Source organism: Kribbella sp. NPDC058245 (assembly GCF_042882005.1).
Classification (GTDB): domain Bacteria; phylum Actinomycetota; class Actinomycetes; order Propionibacteriales; family Kribbellaceae; genus Kribbella.
Genome location: NZ_JBHVWY010000006.1, coordinates 282,461 through 300,101, shown reverse-complemented (window position 1 = coordinate 300,101; position 17,641 = coordinate 282,461). Strand labels below are relative to the sequence as shown.

General features: G+C 67.2%; 16 protein-coding genes and 1 pseudogene. 9 read left to right on the top strand and 8 right to left on the bottom strand.

Translation table 11 applies throughout. The annotated features are described in order from the left end of the window. Positions 1 to 119: 119 nt before the first annotated feature. On the bottom strand, positions 120 to 2,216 hold the full coding sequence (gene gyrB / locus ACFVWG_RS16455) for a DNA topoisomerase (ATP-hydrolyzing) subunit B (protein WP_391544120.1): 2,097 nt from the start codon (positions 2,214 to 2,216) through the stop codon (positions 120 to 122). A gap of 290 nt (positions 2,217 to 2,506) precedes the next feature. Between gyrB and ACFVWG_RS16450 the strand changes: the two genes are divergently transcribed. From ACFVWG_RS16450 to ACFVWG_RS16440, 3 genes are read left to right on the top strand one after another with little or no spacing between them, the layout of a single operon-like run. Further along, positions 2,507 to 3,151 carry a hypothetical protein gene (locus tag ACFVWG_RS16450; RefSeq protein WP_391544119.1) on the top strand — a complete coding sequence of 215 codons (645 nt, stop codon included), beginning with the start codon at positions 2,507 to 2,509 and terminating at the stop codon, positions 3,149 to 3,151. Positions 3,152 to 3,153: 2 nt separating this feature from the next. Continuing rightward, a complete protein-coding gene (locus ACFVWG_RS16445) occupies positions 3,154 to 3,753 on the top strand; it encodes a hypothetical protein (RefSeq protein WP_391544118.1) in 600 nt (199 codons plus the stop codon). Then, entirely contained in the window at positions 3,750 to 4,307 is a 558-nt protein-coding gene (locus ACFVWG_RS16440) for a hypothetical protein (RefSeq protein ID WP_391544117.1), read from the top strand. Before ACFVWG_RS16445 ends, ACFVWG_RS16440 begins: the two co-directional genes overlap by 4 nt. 4 nt (positions 4,308 to 4,311) lie before the next feature. Here ACFVWG_RS16440 and ACFVWG_RS16435 read toward each other — a convergent pair whose 3' ends face one another. From ACFVWG_RS16435 to dnaA, 7 genes are all read right to left on the bottom strand, one after another. After that, positions 4,312 to 5,631, bottom strand: a complete 1,320-nt coding sequence (locus ACFVWG_RS16435) for a hypothetical protein (RefSeq protein WP_391544116.1) — start codon at positions 5,629 to 5,631, stop codon at positions 4,312 to 4,314. Between the two features lie 45 nt (positions 5,632 to 5,676). Beyond that, positions 5,677 to 6,192, bottom strand: a complete 516-nt coding sequence (locus ACFVWG_RS16430) for a hypothetical protein (RefSeq protein ID WP_391544115.1) — start codon at positions 6,190 to 6,192, stop codon at positions 5,677 to 5,679. A gap of 53 nt (positions 6,193 to 6,245) precedes the next feature. After that, positions 6,246 to 6,836, bottom strand: coding sequence for a DUF721 domain-containing protein (locus tag ACFVWG_RS16425; RefSeq protein ID WP_391544114.1), 591 nt, complete (start codon positions 6,834 to 6,836; stop codon positions 6,246 to 6,248). Further along, positions 6,829 to 7,968 (bottom strand): DNA replication/repair protein RecF, encoded by a 1,140-nt coding sequence (gene recF / locus ACFVWG_RS16420; RefSeq protein WP_391544113.1) that lies wholly within the window; start codon positions 7,966 to 7,968, stop codon positions 6,829 to 6,831. The genes ACFVWG_RS16425 and recF overlap by 8 nt, the downstream gene beginning before the upstream one ends. 1 nt (position 7,969) lies before the next feature. Next, complete coding sequence (gene gnd / locus ACFVWG_RS16415) at positions 7,970 to 8,893, bottom strand: phosphogluconate dehydrogenase (NAD(+)-dependent, decarboxylating) (RefSeq protein ID WP_391544112.1); 924 nt, start codon at positions 8,891 to 8,893, stop codon at positions 7,970 to 7,972. Positions 8,894 to 8,919: 26 nt separating this feature from the next. Beyond that, positions 8,920 to 10,065 carry a DNA polymerase III subunit beta gene (gene dnaN, locus ACFVWG_RS16410; protein ID WP_391544111.1) on the bottom strand — a complete coding sequence of 382 codons (1,146 nt, stop codon included), beginning with the start codon at positions 10,063 to 10,065 and terminating at the stop codon, positions 8,920 to 8,922. Between the two features lie 459 nt (positions 10,066 to 10,524). Then, positions 10,525 to 12,300, bottom strand: a complete 1,776-nt coding sequence (gene dnaA / locus ACFVWG_RS16405; RefSeq protein ID WP_391544382.1) for a chromosomal replication initiator protein DnaA — start codon at positions 12,298 to 12,300, stop codon at positions 10,525 to 10,527. A gap of 1,337 nt (positions 12,301 to 13,637) precedes the next feature. Here dnaA and rpmH point away from each other — a divergent pair. The 6 genes and pseudogenes from rpmH (at position 13,638) to rsmG (ending at position 16,991) form a co-directional block, all read left to right on the top strand. Beyond that, positions 13,638 to 13,775 (top strand): 50S ribosomal protein L34, encoded by a 138-nt coding sequence (gene rpmH / locus ACFVWG_RS16400; RefSeq protein ID WP_130386492.1) that lies wholly within the window; start codon positions 13,638 to 13,640, stop codon positions 13,773 to 13,775. A 25-nt stretch (positions 13,776 to 13,800) separates the two neighbouring features. After that, the gene (gene rnpA / locus ACFVWG_RS16395; protein ID WP_391544110.1) at positions 13,801 to 14,157 is read left to right on the top strand and encodes a ribonuclease P protein component; all 357 of its coding nucleotides are present in this window, start codon (positions 13,801 to 13,803) and stop codon (positions 14,155 to 14,157) included. After that, on the top strand, positions 14,154 to 14,480 hold the full coding sequence (yidD, locus tag ACFVWG_RS16390) for a membrane protein insertion efficiency factor YidD (protein WP_391544109.1): 327 nt from the start codon (positions 14,154 to 14,156) through the stop codon (positions 14,478 to 14,480). Before rnpA ends, yidD begins: the two co-directional genes overlap by 4 nt. Before the next feature lie 15 nt (positions 14,481 to 14,495). Then, positions 14,496 to 15,479, top strand: a pseudogene (gene yidC, locus ACFVWG_RS16385) (membrane protein insertase YidC); the annotation flags it as partial. A gap of 310 nt (positions 15,480 to 15,789) precedes the next feature. Continuing rightward, the gene (locus tag ACFVWG_RS16380; RefSeq protein ID WP_391544108.1) at positions 15,790 to 16,299 is read left to right on the top strand and encodes a protein jag; all 510 of its coding nucleotides are present in this window, start codon (positions 15,790 to 15,792) and stop codon (positions 16,297 to 16,299) included. After that, positions 16,296 to 16,991, top strand: coding sequence for a 16S rRNA (guanine(527)-N(7))-methyltransferase RsmG (gene rsmG, locus ACFVWG_RS16375; RefSeq protein WP_391544107.1), 696 nt, complete (start codon positions 16,296 to 16,298; stop codon positions 16,989 to 16,991). Before ACFVWG_RS16380 ends, rsmG begins: the two co-directional genes overlap by 4 nt. Positions 16,992 to 17,641 lie beyond the last annotated feature (650 nt).

Genomic DNA, 17,641 nt, shown 5'->3' with positions numbered 1-17,641 from the left:
TGGAAAGGAAAAGTTGGGTTCTTGGTCCTGTGGTGCTTTCCCTTTTGGGGCAAGACGTAGGACGTCGGGGGGGGGGGGGGGGGGGGGGGAGCGCCCCCGCGGGTGGGGGCCCGCTGCACTCAGATGTCAAGGAACCGGACGTCCTTGGCGTTGCGCTGGATGAAGTTCCGGCGAGCCTCGATGTCGTCACCCATCAGGGTCGCGAAGGTCTCGTCGGCGCGGGCCGCGTCGTCCAGAGTGATCTGCAGCAGCACCCGGTTGGCCGGGTCCATCGTGGTCTCCCACAGCTCCTGCGCGTTCATCTCGCCCAGACCCTTGTAGCGCTGGATCGCGTTGTCCTTCGGCAGCTTCTTGCCCGCCTCGATGCCGGCCTCGAGCAGCCCGTCCTTCTCGCGCTCGGTGTAGGCGAGCTCGGGCGTCTGGTTGCTCCAGCGGATCTTGTACAGCGGGGGCTGCGCGGCATACACGTGACCGCGCTCGATCAGCGGACGCATGAACCGGAACAGCAGGGTGAGCAGCAGCGTGCGGATGTGCTGACCGTCGACGTCCGCGTCGGCCATCAGAACGATCTTGTGGTACCGCAGCTTCTCCTCGTCGAAGTCCTCGTGAATGCCGGTCCCGAGGGCGGAGATGATCGCCAGGACTTCGTTGTTCTGCAGGACGCGGTCGATCCGGGCCTTCTCGACGTTCAGGATCTTGCCCCGGATCGGCAGGATCGCCTGGTACTTCGGATCCCGGCCACCCTTGGCGGAGCCACCGGCCGAGTCACCCTCGACGATGTAGACCTCGCACTCTTCGGGGTTGGTCGACTGGCAGTCGGACAGCTTGCCCGGCAGCCCGCCGCCACCCAGCAGACCCTTGCGGTTGCGGGCCAGCTCGCGCGCCTTGCGGGCGGCGATCCGGGCACTCGCGGCCGCGGTGGCCTTGCGGATGATGTCGCGACCCTCGGCCGGGTTCTGCTCGAACCAGGCGCCGAGCCGGTCGTTGACGACCCGCTGGGTGAAGCCCTTCACCTCGGTGTTGCCGAGCTTGGTCTTGGTCTGGCCCTCGAACTGCGGATTGCCGAGCTTGACCGAGATGATCGCGGTCAGGCCTTCCCGGATGTCGTCACCGGTGAGCCTGTCCTCCTTCTTCTTGATCATGCCCTGGTCCTCGGCGAACGAGTTCACCAGCGAGGTGAGCGCGGCCCGGAAGCCCTCTTCGTGCGTCCCGCCCTCGTGGGTGTTGATCGTGTTCGCGAAGGTGTGCACGGACTCCTGGTACGAGCCGCTCCACTGCATCGCGACCTCGAGGCTCAGCGACCCGTCGGCCTGCGCGGCCTCGAACGCGATCACGTCGCGGTGCACGGTCTCGCGGATGCCGGTCAGGTACTTCACGTAGTCGACCAGGCCGTCCTCGTACTTGAAGGACTGCTCGACCGGCTGACCGTCCTCGGTGTGGTCCGGCCGCTCGTCGCGGATGACCAGCTCGAGGCCCTTGTTCAGGAACGCGTACTCCCGGAAGCGGGTGGTCAGCGTCTCGTACGAGTAGACCGTCGTCTCGAAGACGTCCGGGCTCGGCCAGAAGGTGATCGTGGTGCCGGTGGAGTCCGCCGTACCGACCTCGGCCAGGTCCTCGTCGGGGACACCGATGGTGAAGGTCTGGGTGTAGGCCTTGCCGCCCGTGCGGACGTCGACCTGCAGCCGGTTGGACAGCGCGTTCACGACGGAGACACCCACGCCGTGCAGACCACCGGAGACCTTGTACCCGCCGCCGCCGAACTTGCCGCCGGCGTGCAGAACAGTCAGTACGACGGTCACCGCCGGCTTGCCCTCGGACTCGACGATGCCGACCGGGATACCGCGGCCGTTGTCGATGACCTGGACGCCGCCGTCGGCCAGCAGGGTGACGATGATCTTGTCGCAGAAGCCGGCCAGCGCCTCGTCCACCGCGTTGTCGACCACCTCGTAGACCAGGTGGTGCAGACCCCGCTCACCGGTGGATCCGATGTACATACCGGGCCGCTTGCGAACCGCGTCGAGCCCTTCGAGGACCTGGATCGCGCTCGCGTCGTACTCCTTCTCGACGACGCTGGACTGGATCTCGGTCAGTAGTGCTTCTTCTTCGATGCCTTGCTCTGCGCTGCCGGTGTCCTCTGCGGACGTTGTTTCGTCGATCTCGGTCGGCTCGTCGGTCACCGGCTGTTGTCCTCCTCGGACCCCGCGTTCGCGAGGCATCGCGGCACAGTGGGAGCGGCCACTACAGTGTTGTCAGGGGCGCAGCTCGTCGTACACGGTCTATCTTACCCGTCGACCAAGGCAGAACCTGCCACCAGCCGCCCGAAACTCACCTCAGGGCGTCTTTTCGCCCTCCTCGCCATGTCCCCTCTCGCGGGTGGGGGGCCGGAAAGCGCTCACGGGCGCTCAGTGGCCTCCGGCAGTTTCACCACTGACCCGGTACGGCGGCGCTCCGTCCGGACCGGTCCAGACCGCCCCGCGCGCACCCACCGCCCCTTAGGATCGCTGCCGTGGAGAGTCTCGACGACGTCATCGACGACCTGATCGCCGACCGGGTGATCCGGCGGCATCGACGGATCTGGCTGATCGTCATCGCGGCCGTCGTCGTACTGGCCCTGCTGGTCCTGGCCACCGGCGGCTGGAAGGAGAAGACCGGTCGCTCGGTGCCGACCCTGGTCGCCACCGTCGACGCGCCGGCCACCGTCACCGCCGGCCGCTGGGAGTACAGCTTCAGCAAGGCGGAGATCGTCCGCGAGCCCAAGACCGAGTACTCCGCCGCCAAGGCCGAGCTGCTCGTCTACTTCGAGCTGCGCAACATCGACACCGAGGACAAGAAGAGCGGCTACCTGAACGGCGACCTGGTCCGGCTGGTCCCCGGTGGCGGCAAGGACCTGGTCAAGTCCAACGGCGCCACCTGCCGCAACGAGATCGGCTGGGTGATCGTCTACGGGCTGCCGTCGGAGAGCTGCTTCACCAAGTTCGAGATCGAGCCGGACTTCAGCGCGGACCAGATCGAGGTCGGCATCCTCGCTGAGCAGTACATCTCCGACAACGGGCTGCTCGGCGCCGACGAGGACCCGTACTGGCACTCGCCCGAGGCAGCGGCCGTGGTCCGGCTGAAGCCGACCGTCGTGATCAAGGACGAGGAGAACTAGGAGTGAAGCTCTACCGCCCCGCGACCATCCTGGTCGGCGTCCTCTTCGTCGTACTCGGCGGCCTGACCCGCCTGGCCACCCCCGACCATGTGTTCGACGAACAGAACATCGAGATCAGCAAGGGCACCATCGGTCAGCCGCTGCAGTTCGGCCGGGAGGCGTCGCTGACCGTCGTCCGGATGCAGCTGGCCAAGTCGGTGCTCGACGCGAACTCGTCGTCGGACGACAAGCCGATCGAGACCAACGGTGTGTTCGTCGCACTGGAGTGGGAGAGCACCCGTGGCATCGAGAAGCCGGACAGCCCCCTGCCCACGTTGACCTCGGACGGGGACGCCACCTACGCACCGATCGGGCTGACATACTCCGACATCGAGTTCGGAGCCGCTGGCTTCACGACCTCCGGCGCGATCGTCTTCGAGGTCGACCCGACCCAGCTCGAGGGCCTCACTCTGAACGTCAAGCCGCAGCAGTTCTGGAACGTGCTGAACCGCAAGGTGTCGGTCGATCTCGGCATCCCCGGTGCCGCAACCGCCCAGCAACTGCTCGACAAGGCCGTGGATCAGTACGTGCTCCCCGAGCAGGATGTCCGGGTGACCTCGTGAAGAGCGCGAACCGCGCCGCCCGGCTGGCGGCCCAGATCTCCTTGCTGCTGGTCCTGTTGGCCACCAGCTGCTTCCTGATGCTGAGAACGTACCTCGGCGATCCAGAACAGAACTACAACGACGGCGCGATCGAGCACGTGATCGACAAGGGTCCGGTCACCATCGGCAAGGTCGGCTGGCAACTCGACTCGATGACCGTCTATACCCGCCTGGTCGACGCCAAGGGCAAGGAGATCTCGGTCAACAAGCCGGCCGGCGCGGTCATCGTCGTCGCCCAGTTGCGGGTCACCCCGCTGGACGGCCTGCGGCTGGAGGACGGCGGCTTCCTGTGCGGCGCGAGCCTGCGCGACGACCGCGGGAACATCTGGGCGACGACGAACGCTTTCGACTTCCCGGTACCGACGAGCTGCTCCGACGACGACCACCCGATGGTCCGGAACAAGGCGAACAAGATCGCGCAGATCTTCGTCGTACCGCAGGCGGCCGTGCCGCACCTGCAGGGTCTGCTGGTCACCAATCGCGACGACTACGAGCGGTTCCTGATCACGCTCTGAGGCTTCAGGCAGGGACCGGTATGGCGGGCTTCTTCGCCGCGGCCGCTTCGGTACGGCGCTCGCTGCCGACCGAGATGCACAGGTCGAACGCCGCTGCCAGCAAGGCGATCCGGATCGGCTCGAAGATCAGGCTGCGGATCAGATCGGCGATCTCGTGGTTCATCAGACCCCAGCGCTGGCCGTGGATCCCGATCGCGCGCTGGATCAGCACGAACAGCCAGTCGTCGCCGAGCAGCCAGACCGTGTAGAGCATGCAGACCACACCGAGGAAGACCGGACCGACCCGGACGAGCAGCCGGAACGCGTTCAGCGTCGGGTAGAACTTCTCCCGGAATCCGCCGAGCACCAGGTCCGGCGCTTTGTTGGTCAGGGCAACGAACCGGTTCGGCTGCGGCGCGTCCGGTGCGACCCGGGTGCCGAACCGTCGCTCCAGCCGAGTGCCCGTGAACACACCCTTGCTCGACAGCACCCGGTGCCCGAATACCACGGTCGTGATCGCCAGCCAGGTCAGCGGTTCGGCGACGCCCAGCTTGAACAACGGCCAGAGGGTGTCCCAGGCGAATCCCCAGAGGAACTCGATGCCGGCCGGCAGCGGAATCTTGATGTGGGCCCAGAAGTCCTTCCAGCCGTCCCACCAGTCCACCGACCAGTACCAGAAGTTGCGCTCGCGGAACCAGTTCTTGGCGTCGTCGATCGCGTAGGAGGACACGACGACGGTGAGCAGCAGGAAGAAGGACTCCGCCCAGACCTGCGCGAACTTGACCGGCCGGCTCGGCCACTTGTCGTCGACCGCCTGCAGGGCTCGCCGCAGTACCAGCAGGATGACGATCGCCGGCAGGTACTTGTGCCAGGCACCGTTGTTCAGCTCGAAGAACGCGGATCCCGCCTGCAGACCGCGCTCGACGCTGTTGCTCGTCGACAGCTCCGTGACCTGCCCCTCGAGGAAGCCCCACGCCGACCACACCGCGACCAGCGGCAGCAGCGTGACCGCGATCAGCTCGAGGAAACCCTGCTGCGTCGGGTCCGACGTCTCCTCGGACTTGTTCCGGGCAGCGTCCCGCCAGCGGTACAGCGAACTCGCACAGGTCCGGATCATGCCGATCGAAGCGGTGATCTGGATCAGCACACCAACCGCGAAGACGCCGACGCCGACGCTCCCGTGCGCATGCTCGTCCAGCCAGACCGCCGCCCGCGTGCAGGCCTTGAAGCCCGCGTACCCCACCAACCACCAGGTGGTCAGAGGCAGCAGGTTCCGCCACCAGAGCCGGAACGTGTCTCCGATCAGCTGGACCATCTCGCGGAAGCCATCGACCAGGGTGCGCATCGCGCATGATCCTAGGTCATCCCGGGGCGACCGGGCCCCACGCGGCTAGCCGGGGCGAACCGCTCGCGCACTCACCACACTGGGCTTCGGCAGTGTCAGCCGGAGCACCACCCGCGGCCGCCAGGTCTGCTTCCCGTAGAACTTGAAAGTGCAGTGGTGGTCATCCTGGTACGTCTGGATGAAGAGGTTCCAGGTGAAGTCGTGCCCCATCGTGGAGTCCCACGTCTTGACCGACCACTTCTTGATCGCGTCGGCGCCCCGCTTGGGATTCCCGTCCCACTGCCCGAAGACCTCGGCCCCACACCGCTCATCGTTCTTCCGGACGTTCCAGGTGGCCGACCGTTTGGTCGAGTCGATCGTGTACTGCGACGGTTTGCCGACCCAACTCCAGCAGTACAGGACGGTCTGGGTGTAGGTGCCCACGACATGGTCGCCTCGGTCCGACAGCAGGTTGGCCGTGCCGCGGGCCGTCGTACAGCCGCTACCGCCGGGGGCCGCTGATGCCGTGAGCGGGACCGCGCACAGGGCCACGGCCGCTGAGACTGCCAGAAGACGTCGCATGGTCAGCAACGCTAATCACTCAGGATGACAGGCAGATCACAGATTGTGAGCGATCAGCCGTATGTGTCTCTTGGACCGCGGCCGCCGCGGACTGTGCGGGGGCCGCGGCGCCAACTGGGGGCGTGGGGGCCTTGGACGTTGACGACGGTGACGGTTCCTTCGCCGAGTTCCGCGTTGAGGCGCCGTACCAGGTCAGGGGCCAGGAGCTTGAGCTGCGTGGCCCAGGCCGTGGACGACGTCCGGACGGTCAGGATGTTGTTCTCGTAGGACTCCGGCGTGCAGTGCTGCGCCGTCTCGGGGCCGACGATGGTGGGCCAGCGAGCCATCACACCATGTACGGCGACGTCGACCTCCCAGCCTTGGTCGCGCATCAGCCGGCCGAGCGTGTTGGTCAGCTTCTGCGGGTCGCGGTCGTCGGGGCGCGCACTGCTGATCTGCGCGCCCTCGATACGCGGCCGGCGGCGGCGCTTGACCGGCTTGAAACCGCCATTGGCCGCCTGCTGCTTGAGCCGCCCGGCCAGCGACTTCGCCAGGTCCAGTCCCTGCTTGTCGTGCTCTGCCTCTTGCGAAAACTCAGTCTCCGGCAACTCCGAAGCAACGGCGCTCTCGTCGTCGCTCTCAGAGGAATTCCGGGGTTCAGGCACGACGGACGGTCCCGTCGCCGACGTCGAAGCGCACTCCACTGAGCTCGGCGGGCACGTCCGCGCCGACCGCAGCGGTCACCAGCACCTGCTCAGCCGGGGCGACGAGCTCAGCCAACCGGTCGCGACGACTGGTGTCGAGCTCGGCGAAGACGTCGTCCAGGATCAGCACCGGTTCACCCCCATCCGCCCGCAGCAGCTCGTACGACGCCAGTCGCAGCGCGAGCGCATACGACCAGGACTCACCGTGACTCGCATACCCCTTCGCGGGCAAGTCCCCAAGACCCAGTACGACGTCGTCGCGGTGCGGGCCGACGAGCGACACTCCACGGTCGAGTTCGTCCTGCCGCTTCTCGTGCACCGTGGCGAGCAGGACCTCGGCCAGTTGCTCGCGGGAGGTGACACCGGGCTCGAGCGGGATCGACGACTTGTACTCGAGCCGCGCATCACCCTTGCCGCGGGCAACGGCGTCGTACGCGTCAGCCGTCAACGGGCGCAGGGCTTCCAGCAGTTCAAGCCGGGTGGCGAGCAGTTCGGCACCGGTCCGCGCCAGGTTCGAGTCCCACACCTCGAGGGTGCGGAGCTGTCCCTCGGCGGCACTCGTCCGATTCTGCCGGCGAGCCTGGGAAGCGCTGCGTAGCAAGGAGTTTCGCTGCTTGAGCACGCGGTCGTAGTCCGAGCGAACCCCGGCCATCCGCGGCGCGCGCAGCGTCAGCAGTTCGTCGAGGAAGCGCCGCCGTTCCGACGGGTCGCCCTTCACCAGGGCGAGATCCTCCGGCGCGAACAGCACGGTCCGGAGCAATCCGAGCACTTCCCGTGGCCGCGGTACCGGCGAGCGGTTGATCCGGGCCCGGTTTGCCTTCCCAGGATTGATTTCCAGCTCGACCACGACGTCGCGGTCGTACTGGCTGCGGATCTCGGTCCGCACGATCGCCCGGGGAGCGCCGGCCCGTACCAGCGGTGCGTCGGTCGCCACCCGGTGCGAACCGAGGGTCGCGGTGTAGTGGATCGCCTCGACCAGGTTGGTCTTGCCGTGCCCGTTCGGCCCGACGAAGGCCGTCACGCCCGGAGCGAGCTCGACCTCCGCCTGGTGGTAGGACCGGAAGTCGAGCAGACCCAGGGCGGTGACATACACCTCAGTGCTGAATCGGCGGTGTCGCGTACGACGGGTCGGCCGCGTCGGCACCCTTCACGGCGTGCCCACCGAACTGGTTGCGCATCGCGGCGATCGCCTTCATCGCCGGCGAGTCGTCCTGCCGGGACGCGAACCGCGCGAACAGCGCCGCCGCGATCGCCGGCACCGGTACGGCGTGGTCGATCGCGGCCTCGACGGTCCAGCGCCCTTCGCCGGAGTCATCGGCGTACCCGCGGATCTTCTCCAGGTGGGTGTCGTCCTCGAGCGCGTTGACCAGGAGGTCGAGCAGCCAGGACCGGATCACCGTGCCCTCGCGCCAGGAGCGGAACGCCTCCGGCACGTTGTCGACGATGTCCGCGGCCTCGAGCAGCTCGTAGCCCTCGGCGTACGCCTGCATGATCCCGTACTCGATGCCGTTGTGGACCATCTTCGAGAAGTGGCCCGCGCCGACCTTGCCGGCGTGCACGAAACCGAACTCGCCCTCGGGCTTGAGCGCGGTGAAGACCGGCATCACGGTGGCGATGGTGTCCTTCTCGCCGCCGCACATCAGCGCGTAGCCGTTCTCCAGGCCCCAGACGCCGCCGGAGACACCGCAGTCGGCGAACTTGATGCCCTTCTCGGCCAGCTGTGCGGCCCGGCGGGTGTCATCGGTCCAGCGGCTGTTGCCGCCGTCGATCACGATGTCGCCGGGGGAGAGCAGCTCGGCCAGCTCGGTGACGACCGGGTCGATGGCCTGGACCGGCACCATCACCCAGACGACCTTCGGCTGGTCCGTCGCGGTGAGCTTGCCGACCATGTCGGCCAGGTCCGTCGCGTCGGAGATCTCCTGGTTGTGGTCGAAGCCGACAACCGTGTGACCAGCGTTGCGGATCCGCTGGCGCATGTTGCCGCCCATCTTGCCGAGACCGACAAGGCCGAGCTCCATCGTGAATCCCCTTGTTCTGTTGGCGTTCAGCTGTTCAGGCGGACCGGCATCAGCACGTACCGGAACTCGCTGATCGGGTCACCTTCGAAGTCTCGCACGCCGGTCAGCTCGGCCGGCTTGGTGGCCTGGGTGAACGCTAGGTGAGCAACCGGCGTACCGATCGCACCGAGGCCGTCGAGCAGGTACGTCGGGTTGAAGCCGACGGTCACCGGTTCGCCGACGACGCGGGCCTCGATCGACTCCGATGCCTGCGCCTCGTCACCGCTGCCGGCATCCAGCGTCACGCTGTCCTCGGCGAAGGTGAGCCGGACCGGAGCGTTCCGCTCGGCGACCAGGGCGACGCGCTTGACGGCCTCGACCAGTACGGCGGTCTCGATCCGGACCCGGGTCGCGATCGCGGCGTCGGTCGGGATGATGCCGCGGACCTTCGGGAACTCGCCGTCGAGCAACCTGGTGGTGGCCCGGCGGTTGCCCCCGGACACCTCGCCCTCGAAGCCGACGATGCCGTCACCAGAGCCAGGGGCAGCCAGCGAGACCGTGACGTCCGAACCGGTCATCGCCTTGGCGGTCTCCGACAGCACGCGGGCCGGCACCAATGCGGCGGCCGAGGCGTCGGGGGACTCGGGGTTCCACTGGAGCTCGCGGATGGCCAGCCGGTAGCGGTCGGTCGCGAGCAGCGAGATCGTCGATCCCTCGATCTCGACCCGCACACCGGTCAGCACCGGGAGAGTGTCCTCACGGCCGGCCGCGGTGACCACCTGCGAGACCGCCTGCGCGAAGACGTCGGCCTTGATGGTTCCGCTGGCCGCGGGAAGGTCCGGCAAAGCCGGATATTCCTCTGTGGGAAGCGTTTGGAGCGTGAACCGCGAGCTGCCACAGGTGACCTGTGCCTTCGCGCCGTCCACGGAGAAGTCCACCGGCTGGTTCGGAAGACTCTTGGAGATGTCGGCAACGAGCCGGCCGGAGATCAGGCACTTGCCGGTGTCCGCCACCTGTGCGGGCACGGTGACGCGGACCGAGGTCTCGTAGTCGAAGCCGGACAGGGTGATCTGTCCGTCCCCGGCCTCGACCAGCAGGCCGGCAAGGATCGGAACGCTCGGACGACTGGGCAAGCTACGCGCGGCCCAGGCCACCGACTCGGCCAGTACGTCGCGCTCGACGCGAAACTTCACCGCGGGGTGCCTCCTGATTCGGCTGGGTGCCAGGCAGATCCTGCCACGTGCACGGGTGGTGTTTGCCCATCGGGGATGACGTGGCGCTTTCGGGCGGGTCGCGTCTGCGTCTGCTGAAGGGGTCTGTGGGTGGTGCGGGGGACCCAGCCTGACAGGTCTCGGCAATCGACGCGAGACGAGGTTTTCCCCAGGTTGGGCCGTTCGTTCAATTTGTGGACTCAGATTCCTCTACAGGTTCCATAAGGTTCTTAGCACCTGTGGATCCTGTGGGAAACCGGAGACTTCGCAGGTCAGACACCGAATTGGCCTGTGTACGCCATGTGGACGGCCACCGCTTCGTCTGTTGACGGCCGTGGATGAACTTTTCTGTCCCCACAGGGCGTCCACAACACACACCGAGGTTCTCCACAGTTTTCCACAGCTGTGTCCCCAACCTGTGTGGTCACCAGGGTGGGCCGGCTACTGCTGTTTCGCCTGGTGTTTGATCCGGTTCGTCAGCTCGGTCACCTGGTTGAAGACCGAGCGCCGTTCGGACATCAACTGCCGGATCTTTCGTTCGGCATGCATGACCGTGGTGTGGTCGCGGCCGCCGAACTGCTGCCCGATCTTCGGCAGCGACAGGTCGGTCAGCTCGCGGCACAGGTACATCGCGATCTGCCGGGCCGTCACCAGCACCCGGCTGCGACTCGATCCGCACAGGTCGTCGATCGACAACCCGAAGTACGACGCGGTCTGGCCCATGATCATGCTGGCCGTCACCTCGGGCTTGCTGCCTTCGGGGATCAGGTCCTTCAGCACGATCTCGGCCAGGCTCAGATCGACCGGCTGCCGGTTCAGGCTGGCGAACGCGGTGACCCGGATCAGTGCGCCCTCGAGCTCACGGATGTTGGTCTGCACCTTCGACGCGATGAACTCCAGCACCTCGGGCGGCGCGGTCAGCCGCTCGGTGGCCGCCTTCTTCCGCAGGATCGCGATCCGGGTCTCGAGGTCGGGCGGCTGGATGTCGGTGATCAGGCCCCACTCGAACCGGTTCCGCAGCCGATCCTCCAGCGCCTCCAGGCGTTTCGGCGCCCGGTCGGAGCTGATCACGATCTGCTTGTTCGCGTTGTGCAAGGTGTTGAAGGTGTGGAAGAACTCCTCCTGGGTCTGGATCTTCCCCTCGAGGAACTGGATGTCGTCGATCAGCAGGACGTCGACATCGCGGTACCGGCGCTGGAACTGGGACGCCTTGTCGTCGCGGATCGCGTTGATGAAGTCGTTGGTGAACTCTTCGCTCGACACGTACCGGACGCGGGCGCCGGTGTAGAGACTGCGGACGTAGTGGCCGATGGCGTGCAAGAGGTGCGTCTTGCCCAGACCGGAGTCCCCGTAGATCAGCTGCGGGTTGTACGCCTTGCCCGGTGCCTCGGCGACAGCGACGGCGGCCGCGTGCGCGAACCGGTTCGAGCTACCGATGACGAAGGTCTCGAACGTGTACTTCGGATTGAGCCGCGCCTCGCCCTGTGCCTCGGTGGCCGGCTGGGCCGGTGCCGGTGCACCCGGCGGGCGACCGTCCGGCCCGGACTGGTGACCGAACGGCTGCTGTGCCGGCTGACCGAACGGCTGGTTCGGCTGCGGTGCGTACTGCTGCGCGGCGGGCTGCTGCTGTTCGTACGTCGGCGCCTGCTCCTGCCGCGGTTGCGACATCGGCTGATGTGTCGGCTGGGCGTAGGGCTGTTGGTGGCTCTGGTCGGGATCGGTCAGCGCGGACTGGATGGTCGGCTGGTACGAGCCCTCGGTCCGCATCGGCTCCCGGACGACCGGCGCCGGCGGGGCCTGCGGCTGTAGCTCGGGATCGAGGGACGGGTCGACTGTGACGGCGATCCGGATGTCCCGGCCGAAGCTCTCGGACAGGATCCGCTCGAGGTCAGGCCGCAACCGCGTCTCCAGCTGACCCCGGGTGAAGTCATCCGGTACGGCGACGATGGCGGTGCTCTCGTGCAGCGTGACCGGGCGTGAGTTGGTCAGCCAGGCGCGCTGGTTCGGCGGCAGGCCGGCCAGCACCCGGGTCCAGGCGTCACCGAGATCCATCACGGGTGCAGCCGCTTCGGCGCGCACCGGTGGTTCGACCCGAGGAGCCGGAGCCGGGGCAGCGACCTGAGCCGGGGCCGGAGCGGCGACTGGGGCTGGGGCTGGGGCTGGGTTGCTCGGGATGGTGCTGTCGGCCTCTGCACGTCCATCACCTTCGTTCCGCATCGGCCCGGAGGCCGGTCCACCGCTGACACCCCAGTCGGGTGCCGTGTTCGGTGTCGCGCCAGGTGTTGCACTCGCTTCTTGCTGTGGTGCGCTCTGGGGTGGGCTCGGTGGTGCGCTCTGCGTGTGGGGCTCCGGTGCCCGTTCGATCGGCTGCTGCTCGGCGACTCGTTCTACTGAACTCTCCACCGGAGGTTCGATCGGACGCTCGGGTGCAGGCTCGGGCCGGCTGTACGACGGCTGCTCATCCCGAACCGGTTCGGGCTCCGGCTCGGGGTGGTACTGACCGCTGTTCCAGCTCGCGGTCTGGTCGGTGCGCCAGCTCGAACTCGAGACCGGCGGGGCGGGAGCGAAGTACGACGTACTGGTCGGCAGCTCGGTGGCTGCGCGCTCCAGCTCGGTGCGGTACACGGCCGCAGGGTTGTAGCGCGGTTCCAGCGGCTCGGGCATCGGGATCGGGAGTGAGGGGCTGAGTTGGTTCTCCTGTCGGGGCTCCGGCTCCGGCTGCGGTGCAGGCCGACGGATGGCCGGCGGGGGAACCAGGAAGTCGAGTTGGTCCGGGGTGGGGGCCGGTGGGAGTTCGGAGCGGAAGTCGGTGCCGGGTTCGGGGCGCAGGTCCGCGCTCGTCGTACCGGGCTGTTCGTCGGTGCCGAGGGTGTACCGGTTCAGCGGCGGTTCGCCGTCGCGGCGGTACTTGTCCTCAGGTTGGTCCACTCCTGTGTAGTCCGCCGCCGTGTACTCAGTACCGGCGGAATGGTCCTCGACCACGCGTTGCTCCCCGAATTCCATCGCTGCGGTGGCCGGTGCCCTCCGGAGTGCTCCTCCGGTGGCGCGACCTTGGACCCGACACCGCACTGTCCACACGGTTGTCCACAGTTGTGAACGACGGCTGGATCGGGTTGGTTACCGATGACGGATGCGGGACCTCTGGTGTGAGGGGCTGACGCTAACAAGTCTGCCCACGGTGCTTCAAGCCGTCATCCACAGGCTATGGAGTGCAAATTGGGGGCAACCTGCGGCGTGTCGGGTGGACGCCGGAGCGTAGTCGTGGTGCGTGGTTGCAGTTGGTGATCAGTCTGATCACTGTGTGACGACGAGGGATTTCCACCGCCATCCACTATTCTGTCCACAGGGCCTGTGGATAATTCTGGGGATACCTGGTTTGACCTGTCCACAGGCGCCCACGTACCGTGGATCGGTCGGTGTTGAACCGGCCCTTTCGTGCTGCGCTCCCGGCGGGACCACCTCAGGATTCCGATGGCGTGCAGGACCGCATCAGCGGTAGCTCCGATCCCTGGAGCTGCCGACCATCGAGTTCTCGAGTAACCGGAGTCATTCCAGTGAGCAAGCGGACGTTCCAGCCGAACAACCGTCGCCGGCACAAGAAGCACGGCTTCCGTCTTCGGATGCGTACCCGTGCGGGTCGCGCCATCATCGCCGCCCGTCGGGGCAAGGGCCGCCAGCGCCTCGCGGCCTGAGCGACCCTTCGACGGTGACCACCCCGTGTTGCCTGCGTCGAACCGGTTACGCCGGTCCGACGAGTTCCGTCGCGCCGTCCGTAGTGGTCGGCGAGCGGGACGGCGCGCGGTGGTGGTTCATCTGTTGCCCTGGTCCGGACCGGACGGCGTCCGGCCCGAACCCGCTCGTGTCGGATTCGTGGTGAACAAGGCGGTGGGCAACGCGGTTCTGCGGAACCGGGTCCATCGCCGTCTGCGCGCCGTGATGGCATCCCGTCTTCCGGAGCTTCCGGCCGGCAGCCTGACCGTCGTCCGTGCCCTTCCGTCGTCCGCCTCGGCGTCGTACGACGACCTGGTCGCGGACGTCGACGGCGCGCTGCGTAGGTTGTCCGGTGCAGGATGAGGATCGGTCTCGTGCTGCGCAACCCGGTCAAGGCCGGGATCATCGGTTTTCTGAAGCTGTATCGGCTGCTGATCAGCCCGTTGTACGGGCAGGTGTGCAGGTTCTACCCGAGTTGTTCGGCGTACGCCCTCCAGGCGGTCGAGCGCCACGGTGCGGTGCGCGGTAGCTGGCTGGCGGCGAGGAGACTCGCCCGCTGTCACCCGTGGAACCCCGGCGGCTACGACCCCGTTCCACCCACAGATGTCGACCACCGCGGAGAGTCCGTCTCCGCCAACCAGCCCGGACCGTCGGCGGACGCCGGGCCTGTGCAGCGAGGTGCTTGAGTGACGCTTCTGGCCATCCCCGGTTTGATCCCCGGATTCGCCTTGTGGGACGGGCTCGTGGGCCTGTTCAACACGGTGATGACGCCGTTGTACTGGGCCGTTTCGGCGCTGCTCGTCGGCTGGCACTGGCTGCTCGGCCACGTGTTCGACCCGAACGGCGGCTGGGCCTGGGCGCTGTCGATCGCCGGCCTGACCATCGTCATCCGGACGCTGCTGATCCCGCTGTTCGTGCGGCAGATCCGTTCCAGCCGGAACATGCAGCTGCTGCAGCCCAAGATGAAGGAGCTGCAGAAGAAGTACGGCCACGACCGGGAGAAGCTCGGTCAGGAAATGATGAAGCTGTACAAGGAGACCGGGACCAACCCGTTCTCCTCGTGCCTGCCGCTGCTGCTGCAGTCGCCGATCTTCCTGGCGCTGTTCCGGGTGCTGGACTACGCGGCCAAGGGCCAGTGGCACAGCGAGATCATGAAGCCGCACGTCGACTCGCTGCAGCACGCGAAGATCTTCGGTGCGGAGATCTCGCAGACCTTCCTGAAGGCGAACGGCGACGGCGCCGGCAACGTCAAGATCGTCGCGATCGTGCTGATCATCCTGATGACGGCGACGATGTTCACCACCCAGCTGCAGCTGATGCGCAAGAACATGCCGAAGGAGGCCCTCGAGGGCCAGGCGGCGCAGATGCAGAAGATCATGCTCTACGTCTTCCCGGTGTTCTTCCTGATCGGTGGCTTCAACTTCCCGATCGGTGTGCTCATCTACTGGTTCGTCTCGAACCTGTGGACGATGGGCCAGCAGTTCTACGTGATCCGCCGCAACCCGGCACCCGGCACTCCGGCGTACGACGCCATGGAGGCCCGCAAGCGTGAGCACAACAAGCGCGCCGGCCGTCCGACCGACGAAGGCCTGGCCGGCGCCGGCGATGCCGAGAGCGACACCCTGACCGATCGTCGTCCGGGTCAGCGTCAGCAGCCGAAGCGTCAGTCGCGCAGCGACCGCAAGACCGGTCCTGTCGCGGGTGAGCCGGCGGCCTCGTCCAACGGCCAGGCCGCGGACGAGCCGACGTCGAGCACCCCGCAGCAGAGCGCTGCCAAGAAGCCTCAGGCCGGTGCTGCGAAGAAGCAGCCGGCCGGCAAGAAGGGATCGGGCGCCAAGCGTCAGCCCGCGGCGAAGACCGCCGCGCAGCGCCGGGCCGCCCAGAAGAAGCCGGGCTCGCGCTGATTGCGCCTGCCGCTGAGCTTGCTGCTGTGCCCTTGTTGCGATTGACCCTGGGTCCCCGTGGGGCGGGCCTCGACATGATGAAGGAGTTGCCGTGAGCGACGGCCTGGAGAACACCGAGTCGGCGAAGCCGACCGCTGCGGACCGACTGAAGGCCCTGGAGGCGGAGAGCGACATCGCCGCCGACTACCTCGAGGAACTGCTGGACATCGCCGACCTGGACGGCGATATCGATATGGACATCGACGGCGATCGGGCCGCGGTGTCGATCGTCGGCGCGGACCTGAAGAACCTGGTCGGTGAGAACGGCAAGGTCCTGGAGGCACTCCAGGAGCTGACCCGGCTGGCCGTCTACCGGGAGACCGGTGAGCGGTCGCGGCTGATGCTGGACGTCTCGAACTTCCGGGCCAACCGGAAGGCCGAGCTGGAAGAGGTCGGTCGCAAGGCGGTCGACGAGGTGAAGGCCTCCGGCGCCGCGATCAAGCTCGACCCGATGACGCCGTTCGAGCGCAAGGTGGTCCACGACGTCGTGGCCGCCGCCGGCCTGACCAGCGAGTCCGAGGGCGAGGAGCCCCGGCGCCGCGTGGTCGTCCAGCCCGCATGACCGATTCGGATTCCGTTTCACGTGAAACGCCGCCGCTCGTGGAGAAGCTTTATCCACGGGCGGCGGCGCCGCTTGCGGCCTATGCCGAACTGCTCGCCACCGAAGGCACCCTGCGCGGTCTGATTGGTCCACGCGAGGTTCCGCGGTTGTGGGACCGGCACCTCTTGAACTGTGCGGTTCTCGAGCGCCTGATTCCCGAGGACGCCTCAGTGGCGGACGTCGGTACCGGCGCCGGCCTGCCCGGCATCGTGCTCGCGATCGTCCGTCCCGATCTGCAGATCGACCTGGTCGAGCCACTGCTCCGTCGTACGACGTTCCTGGATGAGGCTGTCGAGGCGCTTGGCCTCGAGAACGCCACGGTGGTCCGCGCGCGGGCCGAGGATCTGCCCCGGGCGTCGTACGACGTAGTGACTTCGCGGGCAGTTGCGCCGTTGGGCAAACTGGCGGGGTGGTGCCTACCGCTGTGTGCCGAAGGGGGACTGATGCTGGCGATGAAAGGCTCGTCCGCGGAGGAAGAGTTGGAGGCCTCCGAGGACGAGTTGTCGGCACTCGGAGCCGAGCTCTGGCACATTCATCAACTCGGCACGGATGAACTGGCCCAGCCGACGACTGTCGTGAGTATTGTGGCCGGACGTGCTGCAGGGGGATCCCGGAGCGGCCAATCTCCATCAGGTAAACGGCGCAGGAGGTGAGTGGGTTGGTGAGTCGTGCCCTCGGGTGGCCCGAGAAGAGCACCGGGCAACCGAGTAGGTCACAAGGCATCGGCTGGCCAACAGACTCCTCCCCGACCACCGTCACCATCGCCGACCCCCCAACCCCCGGCAATTCCGTCCCCACCGGAACTCCTGACACGCCCGAGCCGGTCGCAGAATCCGCCCCTGCCGAGGCAACTCCCGTGGATGCCGTTGCTGTGGACGCCGCCCCGGTCGAGACTGCCCAGCTGGACGCCAGCGCCGTAGACGCTGCTCCGACGGACTCCGCGGCCGCTGGATCTCGTCCGGTTGGATCCCTTCTCACTGAGGCTGCCCCCCCGCAGGCCGCCCCGGCAGACAGTGCCTCTATAGAGAGTGTTCCTGTAGCCACCCCGACGGACGTCATCCCCATGGACGCCACTCGCGTCGAGAACGCCACTCCCGTCGAGGACGCTCCGGCTGACGTCACACGTGTGGATGCGAGCCACGCAGACGGCGTTCCCAATGACGGTGCTTCCTCCGGGACTCCCGCGGCCGACATTGCCGCCGTCGAGCCCAACCCGTCCGATACTGCCTCCTTCGTGGTCGCCTCTGGTGACGCCGACCTCGCGGAGGTCGCCACCGAGTCCGATTCCGACGACGTCGCCCCT

What these genes read in the sequence shown, in the direction of transcription:
- ACFVWG_RS16430 (WP_391544115.1), bottom strand. Translation starts at nt 6,192, where the DNA reads ATGCGACGTCTTCTGGCAGTCTCAGCGGCCGTGGCCCTGTGCGCGGTC.
- gnd (WP_391544112.1), bottom strand. Translation starts at nt 8,893, where the DNA reads ATGGAGCTCGGCCTTGTCGGTCTCGGCAAGATGGGCGGCAACATGCGC.
- gyrB (WP_391544120.1), bottom strand. Translation starts at nt 2,216, where the DNA reads ATGCCTCGCGAACGCGGGGTCCGAGGAGGACAACAGCCGGTGACCGAC.
- ACFVWG_RS16435 (WP_391544116.1), bottom strand. Translation starts at nt 5,631, where the DNA reads ATGCGCACCCTGGTCGATGGCTTCCGCGAGATGGTCCAGCTGATCGGA.
- dnaA (WP_391544382.1), bottom strand. Translation starts at nt 12,300, where the DNA reads ATGCGGAACGAAGGTGATGGACGTGCAGAGGCCGACAGCACCATCCCG.
- yidD (WP_391544109.1), top strand. Translation starts at nt 14,154, where the DNA reads ATGAGGATCGGTCTCGTGCTGCGCAACCCGGTCAAGGCCGGGATCATC.
- rsmG (WP_391544107.1), top strand. Translation starts at nt 16,296, where the DNA reads ATGACCGATTCGGATTCCGTTTCACGTGAAACGCCGCCGCTCGTGGAG.